Annotated in this window: 18 protein-coding genes; 14 read left to right on the top strand and 4 right to left on the bottom strand. The window is 49.0% G+C overall.

Annotation, left to right across the window (positions count from 1 at the left end):
* The first annotated feature begins 2 nt into the window (after positions 1-2).
* A complete protein-coding gene (locus tag FT643_RS15850) occupies positions 3-473 on the top strand; it encodes a hypothetical protein (protein ID WP_156872400.1) in 471 nt (156 codons plus the stop codon).
* On the opposite strand, the gene FT643_RS15845 is transcribed toward FT643_RS15850, so the two are convergent.
* Entirely contained in the window at positions 470-1,492 is a 1,023-nt protein-coding gene (locus FT643_RS15845; protein WP_198043608.1) for an AraC family transcriptional regulator, read from the bottom strand. The genes FT643_RS15850 and FT643_RS15845 overlap by 4 nt on opposite strands.
* Before the next feature lie 146 nt (positions 1,493-1,638).
* Here FT643_RS15845 and FT643_RS15840 point away from each other — a divergent pair, with 146 nt between their 5' ends.
* The 3 genes from FT643_RS15840 to FT643_RS15830 all read left to right on the top strand — a co-directional run bounded on the left by FT643_RS15840 (position 1,639) and on the right by FT643_RS15830 (position 4,043).
* Positions 1,639-2,052 carry an SRPBCC family protein gene (locus FT643_RS15840; protein ID WP_198043607.1) on the top strand — a complete coding sequence of 138 codons (414 nt, stop codon included), beginning with the start codon at positions 1,639-1,641 and terminating at the stop codon, positions 2,050-2,052.
* Entirely contained in the window at positions 2,049-3,506 is a 1,458-nt protein-coding gene (locus tag FT643_RS15835) for a flavin-containing monooxygenase (RefSeq protein ID WP_156872397.1), read from the top strand. The genes FT643_RS15840 and FT643_RS15835 overlap by 4 nt, the downstream gene beginning before the upstream one ends.
* A gap of 96 nt (positions 3,507-3,602) precedes the next feature.
* On the top strand, positions 3,603-4,043 hold the full coding sequence (locus tag FT643_RS15830) for a response regulator (protein WP_156872396.1): 441 nt from the start codon (positions 3,603-3,605) through the stop codon (positions 4,041-4,043).
* 27 nt (positions 4,044-4,070) lie between these two features.
* On the opposite strand, the gene FT643_RS15825 is transcribed toward FT643_RS15830, so the two are convergent.
* Entirely contained in the window at positions 4,071-4,436 is a 366-nt protein-coding gene (locus FT643_RS15825) for a YciI family protein (RefSeq protein ID WP_317622040.1), read from the bottom strand.
* A gap of 71 nt (positions 4,437-4,507) precedes the next feature.
* The gene (locus tag FT643_RS15820) at positions 4,508-5,797 is read right to left on the bottom strand and encodes an RNA polymerase sigma factor (protein ID WP_156872395.1); all 1,290 of its coding nucleotides are present in this window, start codon (positions 5,795-5,797) and stop codon (positions 4,508-4,510) included.
* A gap of 311 nt (positions 5,798-6,108) precedes the next feature.
* On the opposite strand from FT643_RS15820, the gene FT643_RS15815 reads away from it, so the two are divergent.
* The 10 genes from FT643_RS15815 to FT643_RS15770 all read left to right on the top strand — a co-directional run bounded on the left by FT643_RS15815 (position 6,109) and on the right by FT643_RS15770 (position 17,730).
* Positions 6,109-6,687: a hypothetical protein gene (locus FT643_RS15815; RefSeq protein WP_156872394.1), complete on the top strand. Its 579-nt coding sequence runs from the start codon at positions 6,109-6,111 to the stop codon at positions 6,685-6,687.
* A 72-nt stretch (positions 6,688-6,759) separates the two neighbouring features.
* Positions 6,760-7,854, top strand: a complete 1,095-nt coding sequence (locus tag FT643_RS15810) for an MBL fold metallo-hydrolase (RefSeq protein WP_156872393.1) — start codon at positions 6,760-6,762, stop codon at positions 7,852-7,854.
* Between the two features lie 15 nt (positions 7,855-7,869).
* The gene (recQ, locus tag FT643_RS15805; RefSeq protein ID WP_156872392.1) at positions 7,870-9,678 is read left to right on the top strand and encodes a DNA helicase RecQ; all 1,809 of its coding nucleotides are present in this window, start codon (positions 7,870-7,872) and stop codon (positions 9,676-9,678) included.
* A gap of 134 nt (positions 9,679-9,812) precedes the next feature.
* Positions 9,813-12,650, top strand: coding sequence for a type VI secretion system Vgr family protein (locus FT643_RS15800; RefSeq protein ID WP_156872391.1), 2,838 nt, complete (start codon positions 9,813-9,815; stop codon positions 12,648-12,650).
* Positions 12,651-12,660: 10 nt separating this feature from the next.
* Positions 12,661-12,990 (top strand): hypothetical protein, encoded by a 330-nt coding sequence (locus FT643_RS15795; protein ID WP_156872390.1) that lies wholly within the window; start codon positions 12,661-12,663, stop codon positions 12,988-12,990.
* Positions 12,991-13,600: 610 nt separating this feature from the next.
* On the top strand, positions 13,601-14,473 hold the full coding sequence (locus FT643_RS15790) for an aKG-HExxH-type peptide beta-hydroxylase (RefSeq protein ID WP_156872389.1): 873 nt from the start codon (positions 13,601-13,603) through the stop codon (positions 14,471-14,473).
* 4 nt (positions 14,474-14,477) lie between these two features.
* Entirely contained in the window at positions 14,478-15,209 is a 732-nt protein-coding gene (locus tag FT643_RS15785) for a class I SAM-dependent methyltransferase (RefSeq protein WP_156872388.1), read from the top strand.
* 55 nt (positions 15,210-15,264) lie between these two features.
* Positions 15,265-16,542 carry an ATP-binding cassette domain-containing protein gene (locus FT643_RS15780; RefSeq protein WP_156872387.1) on the top strand — a complete coding sequence of 426 codons (1,278 nt, stop codon included), beginning with the start codon at positions 15,265-15,267 and terminating at the stop codon, positions 16,540-16,542.
* 124 nt (positions 16,543-16,666) lie between these two features.
* Complete coding sequence (locus FT643_RS15775) at positions 16,667-17,341, top strand: helix-turn-helix transcriptional regulator (RefSeq protein WP_198043606.1); 675 nt, start codon at positions 16,667-16,669, stop codon at positions 17,339-17,341.
* A 179-nt stretch (positions 17,342-17,520) separates the two neighbouring features.
* The gene (locus tag FT643_RS15770) at positions 17,521-17,730 is read left to right on the top strand and encodes a hypothetical protein (protein ID WP_156872385.1); all 210 of its coding nucleotides are present in this window, start codon (positions 17,521-17,523) and stop codon (positions 17,728-17,730) included.
* Positions 17,731-17,755: 25 nt separating this feature from the next.
* Here FT643_RS15770 and FT643_RS23190 read toward each other — a convergent pair.
* The coding region (locus tag FT643_RS23190) for a hypothetical protein (protein WP_198043605.1) at positions 17,756-18,002 on the bottom strand (247 nt) is incomplete at its 5' end.

Genomic DNA, 18,002 nt, shown 5'->3' with positions numbered 1-18,002 from the left:
CGATGAAGTCGAAGTACGGCGTGATCTTCCCTTTACTTTTTATTGCTGTCCACACGATAGCGGGTGAAGAAGTAAAAATCGGTCTGGAGACCGTGCCAGCCGAGCTAATGGATAAAGTCAGTAAGCTAATGCCGGAGGCAACCTATCAAAGTGCCAACACCGAAGAAGAGAATGGTGATCTGGTATATGAAATACAGGGCGTTCTTGCTGACGGGCGCAAACTGGAGGTGGATATAACACCTGCGGGCGATGTGGAAGAAATTGAAGTTGAGTTCACTCATGATCTGGTGCCGGGTGCAGTACTGAATGCCGTCGAATCTGCTTATCCGGGGTTTACTGCTTCCTTTATTGAAGCGAGTCATTCTGAGAGTAAAAAGGTCGTCGGCTATGAATTTGTCGGTCAGCAAGGCGGTGAAAAGCTCGACTTGGATGTGTCTGCTGATGGCCGTAAAATCGTAGTTGCAGATGATTAGAATCGCAATCGCGCCCGGAATTCACTGGGCGAACAACCTGCCCACTTACGGAATGCCCGGGTAAAATTGGCTGGATCCCCATAACCCAGTCGAAACGCAATCTGCTGTAACGACAGCGCCGGATTGCGCATCAGGCGTTTACTTTCTCCGAAACGTACATCATCCAGTAAACGCTGAAACGAAGTCCCGTTGGCGTGCAGGCGGCGTTTGAGAGTTCGGCCGGATATGAATAAACTCGCTGCCACCCTGTCCAGGCCTGGCCCGGTGTCAATCTGATCCCGTAGCAATTCCCGCAGGTTCGTTAAAAAATCCTCTTCGTTGCCGATTTCTGCCAATTCTCGCTCGCATTGTTGTACCGCCTGACGTGATGCAATCGCATCCGCCATTCTGAGTGGTTGGTCCAGATAGCACGATGGCGTGCGCAGTTGCACTGATGGCATCTCAAACTTCACACATGGCAGGCGATCCTGGTAACGCTCAAAATAATCCGGTTGTGGATAGTCGAACCATAACTCCCCGAACAGTGAATCTGTATTCAGCAAAAACTGGCTGGATCGCGCCATGCCGATCAGCATCCCCTCAAGAAAAAAATGCCGTACCGGCCCGAAATCATGGCTTTCACGCAAGGTAATAACAGTGGTGCCCTGCTCACGGGTATAGGCAGTCTGGATATGACGTTGCCGCAGTCGCATAAAGCGGAGGCTAAGTAAAAGGGCTTCGTGCAGGTTGGCACAGGTCATAACGGCATAACCGAGAAAACCATGGGCGGTGGGGCGCATTCTGAGTCCGACTTCCATCCCCAATCCCTGGTCATTCAGTAGCTGCGCTGCGCAGGCTGTAATCTGGGTGTATTGCATCGGAGTGATGCGGCCGCCGGTGTTGGCAAGGATATCTGCGGGTAATTGTGCCAGTTTTAACACCTGCGAAGGGTTGAAGCCTCGTTCCGACACAATCTCCAGAACCAGTTGAGGGTAGGCAACCGGCAGTGTGGGTTGGTGAATGTGGAGGGGGTCATGCATACAGTTGTGCACCAATGGCCTGATGTGACAAGAATAGTGGCACAATTGCCTCTCACGCTCAAGCATCACGACATCAGACAATGTCACAGTCTGGCTGCCTGGAGGTTGGGTGGCCTGTTTATAGTACTTATCTGAGGTGGTTTTCCATGGCACAACAAATCGTCGCGGTACAGCGTTACCGCAAACCTGTTTCTGAAGTGTTCAGCTTTTTCGCGGACCATCAGAATCTGAGTGAGCTATTTCCGGTTCCGGTAAAGCGGATCAAGTCTGGCCAGGGGGATGTAAACGGAGTGGGCTCTGTGCGCAGGATCGGGCCCTGGCCTTTAGGGGTAGAAGAAACCGTAACTGCGATAGAAACCGATCGCAGCATCCACTACCGCATCAGCCGTAATGGCGGCCCTATTACCCATCACCGCGGTAAGCTGGAGTTCAGTGAAACCAGTGAGGGATCAATGGTGAACTGGACTATTGAAATTGATTCACCGATTCCTCTGGTGGCCCCTATTGTTAAAACCGTATTGGGTAACGTGGTCCGGCGTGGCATGAAAAAAATAGCATGAAGGTATTCGATGTATTGATCATCGGCGCAGGTATTAGTGGTATCGGAACCGGGATACGATTGCTTGAAAATAATTTCAGTAATTTTGTGATTCTGGAAAAAGCAACTGATCTGGGTGGCACCTGGCGGGATAATACCTATCCCGGGTGTGAATGTGATGTGCCATCGGCATTGTATTCGTATTCATTTGCGCAGAATCCGCGTTGGTCCCGCACCTTTGCAGGACAGAGTGAAATTCTTGATTACGTGCGTAATACGGCAGAGTATTTTGGCATAGGTCAATACATCGAATATCAACAGCCGGTAGAGCGTGCGCAGTGGTGTGAAGAGCAATGCCTTTGGGTCGTACGCACGGCAGACAAAACCTATCATTCCCGCACTTTAGTTACCTGCAGCGGGTATTTACATGAACCTATAGTGCCCGATATTCCGGGGCTGGATTCCTTCTCCGGAACCTTGTTTCATTCCTCCCGTTGGCGTCATGACCACTCGTTAAATGCCGAACGTGTTGCGGTAATAGGAACCGGCGCCTCGGCTATTCAGTTTGTGCCGGAAATTCAGCCGCTGGTAAAACAGCTTTCGGTTTTTCAAAGAACACCGCAATGGGTTTTACCAAAGCCTAATCGTCAGGTGACACAAACTGAGAAAAAGCTGTTTGGCAATTCCCTCCTAATCAATGCGTGGCGTAGTGTTTTATTCGGTGGATTTGAAACTTTCGGTATCGGTTTCCGGCAACCGGTTCTGTTGCAACAGATCCAGAAACTGGCGCAATTGCATTTGCGTGTAAAGGTGCCGGATGCGGAATTAAGGGAAAAACTGACACCCGATTATACGCTGGGTTGCAAGCGGGTGTTGATGTCTAATGACTATTACCCGGCTGTAAGCCAAAGCAATGTTTCGCTACATTCCGGCGCAGTAACACAAATCCGTGGCTCCACTGTAATTGCAGAGGACGGCAGTGAAACCGATGTAGATACCATCATAATGGGCACGGGATTTTATGTCACAGAACCCCCAATTGCGGAAAAGATATTTGATGGTGTGGGCTGTTCGTTGTCTGAGGTATGGCAGCACAAGATGCAGGCTTATCGCGGCACGACCATTAGCGGATTTCCTAATGCTTTTATGGTGCTCGGCCCCAATCTGGGGATAGGTCATAACTCCGCATTTATTGTTATTGAAGCACAGATTACCTACATCATGAGTGCTCTGAACGCCATGCGTGAAAATGCCTTTACGCGTATGGATGTTGATGCAGCCGTGCAACAAAACTACAACCTGAAAGTACAGAAACATTTACATGGGACGGTATGGAATAGCGGTGGTTGTTCCAGCTATTATCTGGATAAAAACGGCTTTAATAGTGTCGGATTTCCCTGGAGCAGTTTTAAAATGCAACAACTCCTGAATCGCTTTGATATAGAGAATTATCATTGCGTTACCTTAGAACAATAGGAAGTAGTTGGTATCCTGAAGGCTTAGTGGTGGCAAACTTTGCTATTTTGTATTAGCATTTTGGCCTAAATTCCACTCTGGCAAGACACTGGCACCATGAATCAGAATTCCTCAGCCGTGGCGAATTCCGCTACGAAGCTTTTTATTGCTGAAGATGATCTGGATGATCAACTTTTAATTCGCGAAGCACTGCAGGAGAGCGGTGTATCTGAAAGCGATATCGTTTTTGCAGCCGATGGAATGGAGTTGTTGGAATTGCTGCAATCCCATGACTTCAATCCGGCGTTAATTATTCTGGATCTGAATATGCCGAAAATGGATGGTCGGGAAGTGCTTAGGGAAATAAAAAATTCCGACCAGTTTTGTCACATCCCTGTGGTTATTTTTACTACATCCAGTAATCAGGACGATGTTAGCTTCGCCTATCGTTCTGGCGGAAATACTTTTTTTACCAAACCTGCATTGTTCGATGAATTAGTAGAAACTATGAAAACCATCACCAAGTATTGGTTTGAAAAAGCCGTATTACCGAATTAAACGCCGGATTAGAGTGTGTAGCAATCTTCAGTCATTATCGTTTTCCCGCAGCTCTCTCACGGGGCGTATTTCAATGCTGCCATACCGTGCCGGAGGGATTTTTCCCGCTAACTGAATTGCCTCGTTAAGATCTCTTGCGTCTAATAAATAATAGCCTGCCAGCTGTTCTTTGGTTTCTGCAAAAGGGCCGTCCATAGTGCTGACTTTGTTGTCGCGCACCCGTACTGTGGTTGCAGTATGGGTGGGGAATAGCGGGTTGCCGGCAACATAATGCCCGCTATTTTGCAGGCCTTCTACACAGGCCATGCATTCACGGTTCAGGGCATCCCACTCCGGTTGGCTCATTTCACTCATTTTGCTTTCATTGTAGTAAACCAAAGCTAAGTATTTCACGGTGCGTTTCTCTCTGAAGGTTGTTTTACATTTGTCGCTCGGGGCTGCGGAAAATCGACAAACCTTAAATATTATTTTCGTAAAAGATTTTCGCAGTCCTGCAAACGTGTTTGTAAAAAACGCCGCTCCGGTGCCTGTTTGGCGAGTTTGAGAGCCTGCTGATAGGATTCGATGGCGGCAGAATAGTTTTCCAGTCGTCTCAGGCAATCGGCTTTCGCTGCGTGGGCAAGGTGGTACTCCTGCATTGATTTATCGCGCAGAAGGGATTCAACCCGTTCCAGTCCTGCTGCCGGCCCTTGCGCCATCGAGACCGCCACAGCCTGATTCAGTGATACTACAGGTGACGGCTGGATTCGCGCCAGAACATCGTACAAGCCGACTATCTGGTTCCAGTCAGTCAGATCAGACCGATTTGCTTCGGCGTGGACTGCAGCGATTGCAGCCTGTAGCGAAAATGGCCCGAAACGCCGGCTTTCAAGTGCCTGGGTGACCAGCGGCAGCCCTTCATTAATCTGTTCCTGATCCCAGAGGGTACGATCCTGATTCTGTAGCAATACAATGTCGCCTTCTGCATTGGTGCGGGCATTTCGCCTGGAATCCTGTAGCAGCATCAATGCCAGCAATCCCTTCACCTCGGGTTGGGGTAACAGCTCGTGCAATTGACGACACAAGTGTATGGCCTCGCGGGTCAGTTCCGATTGCACCATATGCTCGCCATCGGTAGCCGAGTAACCTTCATTGAATAACAGGTAGATAACGTCCAGAACCGTATTCAGGCGTTCAGGTAGTTGTTTTTGTTCAGGTATCTCATAAGGAATTTTGGCGTCACGGATTTTGGATTTGGCACGTACGATGCGTTGCGCCAGCGTTGGCGCGGTGGTCAGAAATGCCCGTGCAATCTGTTCGGTAGTCAGGCCGCAAACTTCCCGCAGTGTCAGGGCTAACTGCGCCTCTACAGAGAGGCTGGGGTGGCAGCAGGTAAATATCAAGCGGAGCTGGTCGTCCGCAATGGTCAGCTCGTCCAGATCCGATGCGGTATTTGCCTCTGCTTCTGCAATGGCAGCATAACTAAGCTCAGAGAGATGATCGTTAAAACGGGCCTTTTTGCGGATTTGGTCGATGGCTTTAAATCGTCCGGTGGATACCAGCCAGGCCCGCGGATTTTCAGGCATTCCTTCTTTGGCCCATTGCTTGAGCGCGGCGGAAAAGGCTTCATGCAAAGCTTCTTCTGCCAAGTCAAAATCACCCAGCAAGCGAATTAGTGTAGCGAGTACGCGGCGTGATTCCTGTTGATAAATCTGCCCGATCTCGTTTTGAAGGTCTTTGGGGTGAGCTGGCGTTTTTTTGTCAGGTGTGTCCATAACTTGTATTAAATTCCGCGCAACGACTAAACGAGTTGTAATCACCACATAGGGTTATTCTTATTCAGGCAAGTGGTCCTGATAATCTGCACCGTAGTGGGCTGTTCAGGTTTTGGGTGATGCATCACAACGCATGCTTCCGGTGAAGCGATATAAGTACACAGAATTATTCCAATAACAGCAACATGCCCGGAACTTAAATTACAAAAAATAAAATGGTTCAAACTTTGCATATTCTTGCATCAGGAATGTCTATACAAGGGAATCAGTGCAATGGCTTTGTGTTGGCTTCCGGTTAACCGGTAATACAAGTGATTGTAAGTAACCCGCCTTTACGAGGTGTCGTAGCGATGGATTTGCAGGATGATGAGGCTCAGCAACTGTATTTTAATGAAGTTGTGCCTATGGGTGTAGAAGAGTTAATGCGATCGGCGATAGAACAGTTTTCTCCGGCGAGCGCAGAAAGTTGTTTATTAAAAGCCTATGAAATGGCACCGACCAGTCTCACGGTGCTGGTTGCTTTATATCGTTTTTATTATGATCAACGTCGTTATCTGGATGCGATTCATATTGCGTCCAAAGCGATGACGGAAGTTGCCCCGCTGATCAGCTTTCCCGATCACTGGTCTGAAATCACCTTTAATGATCTGGCTAACGGGGTAATGAGTTCATTTTCACTGGTGCGATTTTATTTGTTGGCGTTGAAAGCGTGTGCCTATTTGCATTTGCAAATTAATCAGATCAGTGAGGCTGTGCGAATGCTCAATAAAGTGGTTGAGCTGGATACGCAGGACCGTTTGGGTGCAAAGCTGATGCTTCAGACTTTGGGGCCGGTTGTGGTGGTGGATAACGCCGGGCCTAAGGCAGGAGCAAACGCCCGCAGTACGTGAACTTAAATTGTTTAGACCTTAATCTGGCTGTAGCGGTATTATTCTACTGAACTCCAGATCAAAGGCAGTAATATGAAAGCACAATGGCTTGCAGGTCCGCACCGTAATATCACCCGGTTCGGAGAAGTTCCGGCCTATAAAGAAGGCTTATATCGCGTCGGCATTAGCAGTTACGCCTGGATGGTGCCTAACGGTACCTGGGGCGAAACCAATATCGGGTTAATCGACTGCGGTGGTAAAAGCATTCTGATTGATACCTGCTGGGATCTGAAATTCACCCGCGAGCTATTAGAAACCGCTGAGCCGGTATTGCGCAAATCGCCTGTGGAATTCGTAATTAACACGCATTCCGATGGTGACCACTGCTGGGGCAATCAGCTTTTTAAAGATAAAGAAATCATCGCCACTCACGCCTGCATTGAACAGATGCATCATCTTAAACCCGCTTCCATGACTGCGCTCAAATCCGGTGGCCGGGTTCTGCGTCATATCCCGTTTATGAAACTGGATAGCTTTGGTCACTATATGCGAACCATGTTTTCGCCCTATGATTTTTCAGATGTCAGTATCACCGGTGCCAATAAAGGTTTTTCCGGTAAGCATGAATTTACCGTGAACGGTGTTGAGATTGTGGTGATGGAGGTCGGGCCGGGGCATACCGATGGTGATGCCCTGGTGTATGTTCCGGGTGAGGAGTTGGTATACGCCGGCGATATTTTATTTATCGGCGGTACACCGGTGATGTGGAGTGGACCGGTAGATAACCTGGTGAAAGCTCTGGAAACCCTGCGCAGCCTGAACGCCAAAACCATCGTGCCTGGTCACGGGCCGATAGCCGGCGATCAGCAGGTACAAGCGGTTATTAATTACTGGCATTTTGCCCATGAACAGTTGCACCGGTGTTATCAGCGCGATATGAACCCTACGGAAGCCGCTCAGGAAGTATTGTTCAGCAGGGCATTTCAGGAATCTGAGTTTGCAGGCTGGAACTGCCCGGAGCGTCTGGTGACCAATGCTTATTCTATGTACCGGGGCTGGGGTGCAAATCTTTCAAGCTTGCCTGGCCCGCTGGGGATAATGGATCAGCTGCGTAATCAGGCCTCGGTCGCCTTTAAAATGCCGCTGGCAGAACCCCGCTGCATGCACGGATTTGTGCATCGGATTTAGGTATACTTCCGCACCATGAATGAAAGCCCCCAATCTATATTGCAGCACACCTTTGGCTACGATGCGTTTCGTGGCCAGCAGGAAGACATCATCAATACCCTGGTGGAGGGCGGTGATGCTCTGGTGATCATGCCTACCGGCGGTGGTAAATCCCTCTGTTATCAGATTCCGGCCATGGCACGACCGGGTTGCGGAGTCGTAATTTCGCCATTGATTGCCTTGATGCAGGATCAGGTGGATGCCCTGAAAGCCGCCGGAGTCAAAGCCGGATTTCTCAATTCCTCCCTTACTGCTGAGCAGGCTTATCGGGTGGAAACGGATTTGATGAGCGGCGATCTGGAATTGCTCTATGTGGCTCCGGAACGCCTGATCCAGAACCGCTGCCTGGAAATGCTCAGTCGGGCCAGAATTTCCCTTTTTGCCATTGATGAAGCCCATTGCGTGTCCCAGTGGGGACATGATTTCCGTTCCGATTATCTGCAATTAAGCCTGTTGCATGAGCGCTTTCCTCATGTACCCCGGGTGGCACTAACGGCCACGGCCGATGAACGTACCCGCAAGGAAATTGCCCGGCGCCTGGAATTGACTGACGCTCCGCATTTTATCAGCGGCTTCGACCGTCCCAATATCCAATATCGCATTCAACTGAAAGACAAACCCAAACAACAGCTACTGAAATTTCTTAAAGACGAGCAGTCCGGAAACGCCGGAGTGGTGTACTGCCTGTCCCGCAAGAAAGTGGAAGCCACCGCCGAATGGCTGACCCTGCAAGGGTTTAAAGCACTGGCCTATCACGCCGGATTGCCCGCCGAAATGCGCCAGCGCAACCAGCAGCGATTTTTGCGTGAAGACGGCATTATCATGGTCGCCACCATCGCGTTTGGCATGGGCATTGATAAGCCGGATGTTCGCTTTGTGGCGCACCTGGATTTGCCAAAAAGTGTGGAAGCCTATTATCAGGAAACCGGGCGGGCAGGGCGCGACGGTGACCCGGCAACCGCATTGCTACTGTATGGCCTGGAAGATGTGGTGAAGCTGGGGCAAATGGCGGCCAGTTCTGAAGGGGATGAGCAGTTCAAGCGGGCAGAACGGCAGCGCCTGGAAGCGATGCTGGGACTGTGTGAAATTACCAGTTGCCGGCGTCAGACGCTGCTGCATTATTTTGGTGAAAGCGAAGCGGCACCCTGCGGCAATTGCGACACCTGCCTGCAACCCCCGTCGACCTGGGATGGCTCGGAAGCTGCGCGCAAATTGCTGTCCTGCGTTTATCGCACCGGCCAGCGTTTCGGGGCCAATCATGTGGTGGATGTACTGCGCGGTAGCTCTAACGAGAAAGTCATGCAGTTCAAGCATAATGAAATCAGCACCTACGGCATCGGTATGGATCTCAGTGCCAACGAATGGCGCGGTGTGGTGCGGCAGTTGGTGGCGCGGGGCTATCTGCAGGTGGATGCGGAAGGGTATGGTGCGCTGTTACTGACGGATCGTTGCAGGCCTTTGTTGCGTCAGGAAGAGTCGATCCAGCTACGTAAGCTGCCGGCGCAAATCAATACCGCAAGCCGCCGCCCCGGCACAGTGGAAATCGACGAGCGGGATCAACCCTTGTGGAATGCGCTACGGGCCTGCCGCAAGCAGCTTGCGGATGAGCATGGTGTGCCGCCTTATGTGGTGTTCCATGACAAGACATTGCGGGAAATGCTGGTGGTACGGCCGATGACGGAGCGCAGCTTTCTCAAGCTGTCCGGTGTCGGTGATTCCAAGCTGGAACGTTTTGGTGAAGCGTTTCTGCAGGTGATCCGGGATTTTGAGTATCCGGGTTCGTGATACAACTGGTCATGGGTTCAGTGTTAGTGCGCCACTTTAATTAAACTCTTCTCTGTTTTACTTCGCCAAACTTTTGTCTCCCCCCGGTCTATCTAGCAGGCGTCACTCCCTGACCGATAAGGACCGCACCCCGCATGCCGTTGCTAGCCAACAACAGTCGCTTCCACTTTGAAATTCCTTCACTGGAGGAAGAGCTTCAGGTCGTGGGCTTCGATCATGAAGAAAGCCTCAGTGGCCTGTTCCAGTGCCGGTTGGAGCTGGCCTGCCTGCGTCATAATCTGCCGCTGAACAACCTACTGGCTCAGGCCGGTGTGCTGACGCTCTATGATGAGCAGCATCCGCGCCTGATTCATGGCGAGGTCGCCCGTGCTGCCCTGGGTGCAATCGGCACCCGATACACCACTTATTATCTTACCCTGCGCCCCAAACTCTGGTGGCTCACCCTGCGCAGTGGGATGCGCATTTTTCAGGAACGCTCGGTACCGGAGATCCTGCTGCAGGTGATTCAGGACGCCGGGCTGCAGGTGGATGTCTCGATCCGGACCCGCCGCCCGTATCCTCCACGAGACTACTGCTGCCAATACCAGGAAACCGACTTCGCCTTCATCAGCCGCCTGATGGAAGAAGAAGGCCTGTTCTACTACTTCGAGCATCGTCTGGATCAGCATTTAATGGTGATCACCGATCAACAAGACAGCCTGGGGATGATGGACGGCCCCGCTGAATTACCCTATCACCCGAAAAGCGGCATGGTGGCGGACGAAGTTTCAGTCTACGACTTTAACCTGCGCCACCAGCTCTACAGCGGCGCAGTCGCCACCCGCGACTACGACTTCGAAAAGCCCGACCTGAAACTGCACAGCGAAGCCGAAGTTGGCCGCTTCGCCATGTTGCAGCACTATCACTACCCCGGCGGCTTTCAGCAACCGGCCCAGGGCAAACAATACGCTGCCGTGCACCTGGCCCGGCAAGGCCAAAGCCAAACCGTCGCCCGTGGCCAATCAGACTGCCACCGGCTGCAAGCGGGACGCCGCTTTATCCTGGACAAACCCGGCAACGCCGCCGGCGGCAAACCCTTCAAGCTGGAACTGCTGCTGACCCGACTTCACATCCACGGCCGCCAACCCCAAGTACTGGAAGAAGGCGCCGGCAGTGGCGGCAGTGAATTCGACGTACGCTTTCAGGCGATGCCCTCAGACCTGCTCTACCGCCCGCCGATCCAGCATCCCAAACCGCAGGCTGACGGCATCCAAACCGCCTTCGTTACCGGCCCCCAGGGCGAAGACATCTACACCGACGCCCACGGCCGCATCAAAGTCCAGTTTCACTGGGACCGGGAAGGCCAGCGCGATGAAAACAGCAGCGGCTGGATCCGGGTCAGCCAGGGCTGGGCCGGCAACGAATGGGGGGCTTTCAGCCTGCCCCGAGTGGGCCAGGAAGTGCTGGTCAGCTTCTTAGACGGCGACCCGGACCGCCCCATAGTCACCGGCGCGCTCTACAACAGCCAAACCATCCCGCCGGACAAACTGCCGACCCAGCAAACCCGCACCACCTTCAAATCCCGCAGCAGCCCGGACGGCGGTGGCCACAACACCCTGCGGATAGACGACAAAAAGCACCAGGAACAAATCTACGTCCACGCGCAAAAAGACCTGGACTACTACATCCGTAACGACAAACGGGAAAGCATCGGCCACCAGCGTCACCGCATCGTGCAAGGCTCCGCCTACGATCACATTGAAAACAATCAACACCGCACCATCGGCAAAGACCACAACCTCCAGATCGACGGCCAGCAATCCCGCAGCATCGGCCAATCCATGGAGCAAAAGATCGGACAAAACTACCGTGAACATGCCGCCGTGGAATACCACCTTAAAGCCGGTGCGGGGGTGGTGCTGGATGCGGGACAATCCCTCACCCTGAAGGCGGCGGGCAGCAGTGTCGTGCTGGATGAAACGGGCGTCTCTGTAACCGGCCTCATGGTGCTGATCAATAGCGGAGGTGGGGCCGGTTCGGCAAAAGGTGCGTCTGCATCGGCGCCGAAAACTTCAGAGCCGGTCGATCCGGGGCATGCCGGAAGCCCAATACCCTCGCTAGGCGCTGAAGCCCGCTTTAAAAATGCACCGGTGGAATTTGAACCGGCGGCGTTTAGTATCATTGAAAAGCCAAAAGACATTACCCCAACCCAAGGTGAAGGCTTCGGGGCGGACGATGCGTTATCCCTATCGCTGGACCTAATCCCGGGTGTCGGCACCGCAAAAGGCGTCGTCGAGCTGATCGCAGGATTCGATCCGGTCACCGGAGAAGAAATCCCGCGCTGGATCAGCACAGCCGCCCTGGCCGCCAGTATTATTCCCGGAGGAAAAGCGGCCGTGCGCGGAGCTCGAACGGCTGGTAAAATGGCAAAACATGCGGATGAAGCCGTGGATGTGGGTGAGGCTGTTCTGAAGCATGGTGATGAGGTTGCCGATGTTAGTGAGGCGGCGGTTAAGTCTGGGGATGAGGTTGTTCTGGGGAAGGCTTCAGAAAGTTCAGGCCAAAAAATATCTGAGGCAGAATATCAGAAAAGGATTGAGCGTTTAGAGTCTCGTTACGGTTCCGAAAATGTCCATTCACTAGAGAAGCACGGTGCGCAAACTACAGGGATGAAGCAATATAGAAGAGTTCAACATAAAGATTATCCGAACCCTACAACTGGAGCACCGGGAAATAAGACAAAAACAGCGAGTAAGTTTCTGACCAATAAAGATCATTACGAAACTCTACGTAGTGCAATTTTACAACGAAAGGCTAATCCAGAGGTATATGACTTCAACGTAATAAAGGATAGAAATATAGGAGTTAACTTTAAAAATCTTGGATCACATAAGAATAGAGGCCCTTATTCTGCAGAATATACTAATTCTGCAAAGGTTCGTTTCGATCCAAATACGGGTAAGATGTTTACAGCCTTCCCTATTCAAAAGTGAGAATATGTAAATGAGCGGAAATAATTTTTATAATCAGAAACCGAAAGCGATGCTTGAGTTTCTCAACCGCTTCGGATCGAAAGGTGAGCTCCCAGCCACATTCAGTTCCGGAGAAAACGAATTTTTATTGAGCATTCAATATTTATTTACTGATTGCTGGTCTAATCGCTTTGATCCGACTAACAATTTACTTCGGTTTGCGGTTAATACTGACGGGTGGGATTTATTGGTTAATGTTCAAGATAAGGAGTTAGTTATTCTTCAGGATGAAATGGGGGATGTTGATAGTATAGATATAACTATATTTGATTTACTAAATGCAAAGGTCGAGAAAATGTAGCTTAGTTTCGAACATGGTTAAATTAAGAATAACTGAGGAAGTCAAAATAAACAGCTGGCATGGTTCGTTCACTCAATAGGCAAAATGTATCAGCAGAAATTTTGTCGAATAGAGGAGGGTGTTCAAAATTATGTGTCAGCCTAGCAGCATCATAAGCTGATGAATTTCTCCAATCGATCAGGGAAGTGGATCGTGAGCTGTGACAGCGTCTAGGCGACCCCGTCAGGTTCCAGTTCTGAATCGGATGAGTCCATCGCTCAGTGGCTTTGACCTGCAACTTTTTTGGAGTTATCAATGCGCCCCTGGCTCTATATATTTTTACTCAGAGACCCGAACCCCGATGGTGACGGATATCTCTGAGATTAAAAATACTGCACTTAATTACCAATGATTAAATCAAGAGGCATTATCCATGAAAAATATCGAAACTATCATCACCAAAAATCAACGTACCATTCAAAAATGTGCCGCCGAAAGTAATGGCAAATGTATGAATCGAGGCTACGGTCTTAACATGACAGCCCGTAATAGCCAAGGTACCTCTTACTGAGACCAAGGGCCATCCATCAATAACTGATGGATGGCTCATTACCTGACGAGGAGGTATGTGATGTATTATCTGAAAGGCCTTGAAAACAATATTAACAACATTATCGCAATAGCCAAGCGTCAAAATCATGATATCCAGACTTTGACTGATTTGAAGCGAGGCTATCTGAATGCAGTGAGCGAACTCCAGCAGGATGTTAGCTACAACAAGGACTGTGCTTTGGCGCACTTCTTAGCGCAAACCCCATATTATAGCGAAGATCTTGACGAGATTCTCAGCTTGACTCGAAAGTACAAGGATTTCAGTTTGCTGACTGATATCCAAGATGTAAGCGATTCGATGGAGGCACCTAAACTGACGTCGATCGAAAAGGCCAAGCCTGCGTTTGTTAGAGCGATCACACAGTTGAAGGAATTTGACGAGGATCTTTACGGCTTAATGTTACTGGCGGTAAACACCTTTTTCTACTGCCCTGCAACCAATAACCTGGGAGGCGGCTCCACGAGCTCAGCGGTTGGGGTGATATGGTGTTCCTATAAACAAGAATGGACGACCGATGATATCATCGAGTTTCTCGTCCATGAACTAACCCACCAACTCGTATTTATCGATGAGATTGCCATTGGCCACTATTATGACATGGACGCGCTCGCTGAGCCTCGGAATTTTGCCATATCCAGTATACTTAGAAAGCCACGTCCACTGGATAAGGTCATACATGCCCTAATCGTCGCCAATGAAATACAGAAACTTCGAGGTATCCTCAAACTTAAGGGTACTGAGCGAGCGCATCCATCCAGTGAAATATTGCGTACTTCAATACCGACTTCAATCGATAGCATACTTTCAATGAATAATATTGACCAGCTGATCAAGCCAAGAGTCTTCGAACTCATAGAGAGTATTCAAGTCAGCAATCTGGAGGCTGCATAACATCATGTTGAGTAAATTACAGTGGCAGGTTCAGGATACCATTCAAAGTGCACAGCTCAGCAGCATGTCGTGTAATATCCTCAGCATACTGGGCGAGAGCGCTCAGGAGTTCAATATTATTGATTTATGCTGTGGCAGTGCCAACGTGCTTGAATACAAGCTACGCCTTTCCCATATCAACTCGTATACTGGCATCGATATCGATAGCAACGCGCTCCAGATCGCGCGCCGCCGCTATCCCGATTACCGCTTCATTCATGAAGATATTTTTACGATTCCACTGGACAACTTTATAGACTCCAGTGCGATTGTTACATGTTTTTCAAATACACTGCTCGGATTGGGTCAGGATAGAATCAAAACATGGCTGCGAAGATTGTCGGATATGAATCCGCAGGCGCTACTATTTGCCTTTACGCCAGAAGAAAAGCTGGATCATATTTTTCGCTATGCAAAATGGATAGCGATTGAGAATCAAGATATCCCCGATCTGAAAGTTAGAGTAGTTTATGACAAGCATTCATCCACGATAGACCAGTTCGTGTTGATGAACAGCAGACTTGGCACTTTTGTTAACCAGCACACCATACCGATCATATCAATTACCAATCTCAAATATTTTCTTCGAGAGTGCGGTTGGGATCTAGTTAATTGGTATGATTCATGCTCACTAAATGCCCAGAGTATCGATATTTCATACTGTGAATCACTTATCTATGCAAAGCCTATCTCATAGCAATCACACAAATTACTTTCTTAACAAGTATACGATTCCAACCTTGCTACTAATCGTGGTCCAGCAAATACTGGTCGGCCTCTCCCTGTACTACTTGACAGAGCTAGGAAAAGAATTTGGTGATAACGCGACCATTGATCCACTCAATGTCGCGTTATTTCTATTTCTGCTTATAATTGTCTACGTTCCCGGCTACGCTTCGTCATTTTTAATCGAACTTGGCAGGTGTGAGTCGTTTGCCCGATACTCGGAATTATTTCTTTTCAAACTGAAGAATCATGTGTCTCTTGCATACAGCCAGGATGATAGAAGCGACAAGGAGATATGGCTGGTCTCTGAAGCAGAAAAGATTATTAGCGAAATACTGTATTTTAAATTCACACTCTTTAGTTCCTTGTTGAACGCACTGATTCCGATTCTGGTGATCGGACTCTCAATCGATCAAAGATTTATAATTTCCTATTGTCTGTGCGCTGTAATAGCCACTTGCCTAATGAGGATCCCTAAACGGCTACTCGAGAACGCCCATAATGAGAAGATCGCTGGACTAGCCGCGTTGAAAAGCCATCTCTCTTTGGCATGGCTCAACTACACGCTATCGAATAAAATTAATGTCGATACCTGGAAAAGACATTATCTTGGGCTTCAACAAAACTGGTTTACTAGAACACTTAGATGTGAAGCGATGCAGATCCTTACGACCTATACAATTGTGTTGCTGTCGCTGATTCCCATTCTCGTTTTAATCTATCTTATTTTGAGTTCAGACGTTTCTACAGCCATACAAGCTGGCCTCATTGTGACACTGCCGCGGCAGATGCAGATTATACAAACGATCCAAAATATCATTTCTTATCTTAACGAGCTACCCTCTATTCGAGCCAAGGGGAGTTTACTAGCGAATAGCATCCCAGCAGAATCGAATACCAATCTTATGGATCGTCTTTCTCTGGATCACATTTGCATCGATGGTCAACCTGTCAAAGCAATTGAAAAGATACACGATATTATTAGAAGCGGAAGCGGTCGCTTTTCTATTACTGGACCCAATGGTACCGGTAAAACCAGCTTATTGCTGATGATTAAGGAGCAATATTCTGATAGCTATTATTTACCAAGCTCCAGCGACCAGTTAATGTTTGAAACTCGATTTACCGGGTCTACCGGCCAGAACCAGGGTGGCGTCCTTCGCGAGGTACTGAAGTCTAGAGTACCTGTCTTATTATTGGATGAATGGAACGCCAACCTTGATGAAAAAATGAAGGAGATCATCGATCAGGAAATCACGATTCTCGCCAACGAAATCGTGATTTTTGAGGTATCTCACCGATAGCAGGTGAGAACTACTCTACATTTTTTCTATTGTTGAGAAAGGTTGTAGAAATATCAGGACATTTTATTCTCCAGAACTGTCCAAAAATAAACTGAACTGAATACATGGGCTGGATGCTATGGACATGAATTCATTAGAGCTTGAGCATTTTCTCGAGCTTTATGAGGCGACGGATAATATATTCCTATTTGCAAAGAATCACAGAAGTCAATATGTATTCGGCAATGAGATCCTGGCTGAGGCTGCCGGCGCAGACTCTCCTCAGCAACTAATTGGCAAGGAGGATATAGATCTTAAGTGGCGGGATCAGGCGCCAAAGTTCGTTTCGGGAGACGTCGCTGTACTGAATGGACATCCTCACGTGAACGTTAGAGAGTTGCAATATCAGTGCACTGGAGTGAAATTAATTTGCACAACAAAACTATTAACCAAAAGTCATTCCACAGGTGAATCCCTTATTATCGGATCATTCCATATTGAAGAGCACATTTCGCGCGATTCCGTCTCAATCTCAAAGACACTAGCCGAAGATATCAGGGCCCAGCCTTTCGCCGACATCCTTGATCGACTCACGAGAAAAGAGATCGATACATTGACCTTGTTAGTCAACGGATTCACTGCGAAACAAATATCTTCACGCTTGGATATTACATCTCATACTGTTCAGTTTCATCTGAATAACATCAAGATCAAACTTGGCTGTCATTCGAAGCCAGAGCTGGTTGAACTCTGCTATCGATCAAGATTAACGTATCATTTAACCTTGATCGGGAATAATCTAGGATTTTCTTCTCGTTAACGGAGCAGCTGTCGAGGTTAATTCGAATCACGCATTAGTGTTATTTCCCCCACAATCATCGAACAATCCAGCCTTTTCCAGCCAAATTACCATCGAACACTGACGCCTCGATATAACGCTAAATTGGCAAACCAAAATCCTGACGTAAAATCTGACCTTTTAAATACTGGTCATCATCTATGCAAATATTCTTTTCTTCCCATCAAGCCCTGGAAACCTTCACCCGATCATTAACCAGCCTGACCAGCCAAGAAGCCTGTGCTTTTTGCTCCCAGTCCAGCCAGTGGGTATCCCACGGCCCTGTTTACAAACAACACTCGCCCACTGAGCGTGATATCGTCGGCAGGCGTATTGTCTGTAGCAACGTAACCGGTCATTCCACCACGTAGTTGCCAACTCAACGAACTATCTTATTTAGATATCCTTAACAATGGTCAGCATTCCCGGCGGCAATTTCCACCGGCGCTTATCTTCTGATAACACCACCACGGTTTTGCGATTTTTCTTGATGACGACACCGAATATCCTGCCTTCATCTGCATTGAAGGAGACCTGGTTACCAATATGCATCTGAGCCAGTACGTTTTGATCTTGCTTCGCCCTTAAATAATCAATACGTTCACAGATGATTTCATTCAGTTCCAGTAATTGTTCGATCGTC

Source organism: Ketobacter sp. MCCC 1A13808 (assembly GCF_009746715.1).
Lineage (GTDB): Bacteria > Pseudomonadota > Gammaproteobacteria > Pseudomonadales > Ketobacteraceae > Ketobacter.
This window is presented reverse-complemented; position numbering and strand designations above follow the sequence as displayed.

Excerpts from the sequence above, each read along its gene's own strand:
- FT643_RS15770 (WP_156872385.1), top strand. The coding sequence starts at position 17,521 with ATGCAAATATTCTTTTCTTCCCATCAAGCCCTGGAAACCTTCACCCGA.
- FT643_RS15795 (WP_156872390.1), top strand. The coding sequence starts at position 12,661 with ATGAGCGGAAATAATTTTTATAATCAGAAACCGAAAGCGATGCTTGAG.
- recQ (WP_156872392.1), top strand. The coding sequence starts at position 7,870 with ATGAATGAAAGCCCCCAATCTATATTGCAGCACACCTTTGGCTACGAT.
- FT643_RS15840 (WP_198043607.1), top strand. The coding sequence starts at position 1,639 with ATGGCACAACAAATCGTCGCGGTACAGCGTTACCGCAAACCTGTTTCT.
- FT643_RS15820 (WP_156872395.1), bottom strand. The coding sequence starts at position 5,797 with ATGGACACACCTGACAAAAAAACGCCAGCTCACCCCAAAGACCTTCAA.
- FT643_RS15830 (WP_156872396.1), top strand. The coding sequence starts at position 3,603 with ATGAATCAGAATTCCTCAGCCGTGGCGAATTCCGCTACGAAGCTTTTT.
- FT643_RS15810 (WP_156872393.1), top strand. The coding sequence starts at position 6,760 with ATGAAAGCACAATGGCTTGCAGGTCCGCACCGTAATATCACCCGGTTC.
- FT643_RS15775 (WP_198043606.1), top strand. The coding sequence starts at position 16,667 with ATGAATTCATTAGAGCTTGAGCATTTTCTCGAGCTTTATGAGGCGACG.
- FT643_RS15785 (WP_156872388.1), top strand. The coding sequence starts at position 14,478 with ATGTTGAGTAAATTACAGTGGCAGGTTCAGGATACCATTCAAAGTGCA.
- FT643_RS15790 (WP_156872389.1), top strand. The coding sequence starts at position 13,601 with ATGTATTATCTGAAAGGCCTTGAAAACAATATTAACAACATTATCGCA.
- FT643_RS15835 (WP_156872397.1), top strand. The coding sequence starts at position 2,049 with ATGAAGGTATTCGATGTATTGATCATCGGCGCAGGTATTAGTGGTATC.
- FT643_RS15800 (WP_156872391.1), top strand. The coding sequence starts at position 9,813 with ATGCCGTTGCTAGCCAACAACAGTCGCTTCCACTTTGAAATTCCTTCA.
- FT643_RS15850 (WP_156872400.1), top strand. The coding sequence starts at position 3 with ATGAAGTCGAAGTACGGCGTGATCTTCCCTTTACTTTTTATTGCTGTC.
- FT643_RS15845 (WP_198043608.1), bottom strand. The coding sequence starts at position 1,492 with ATGCATGACCCCCTCCACATTCACCAACCCACACTGCCGGTTGCCTAC.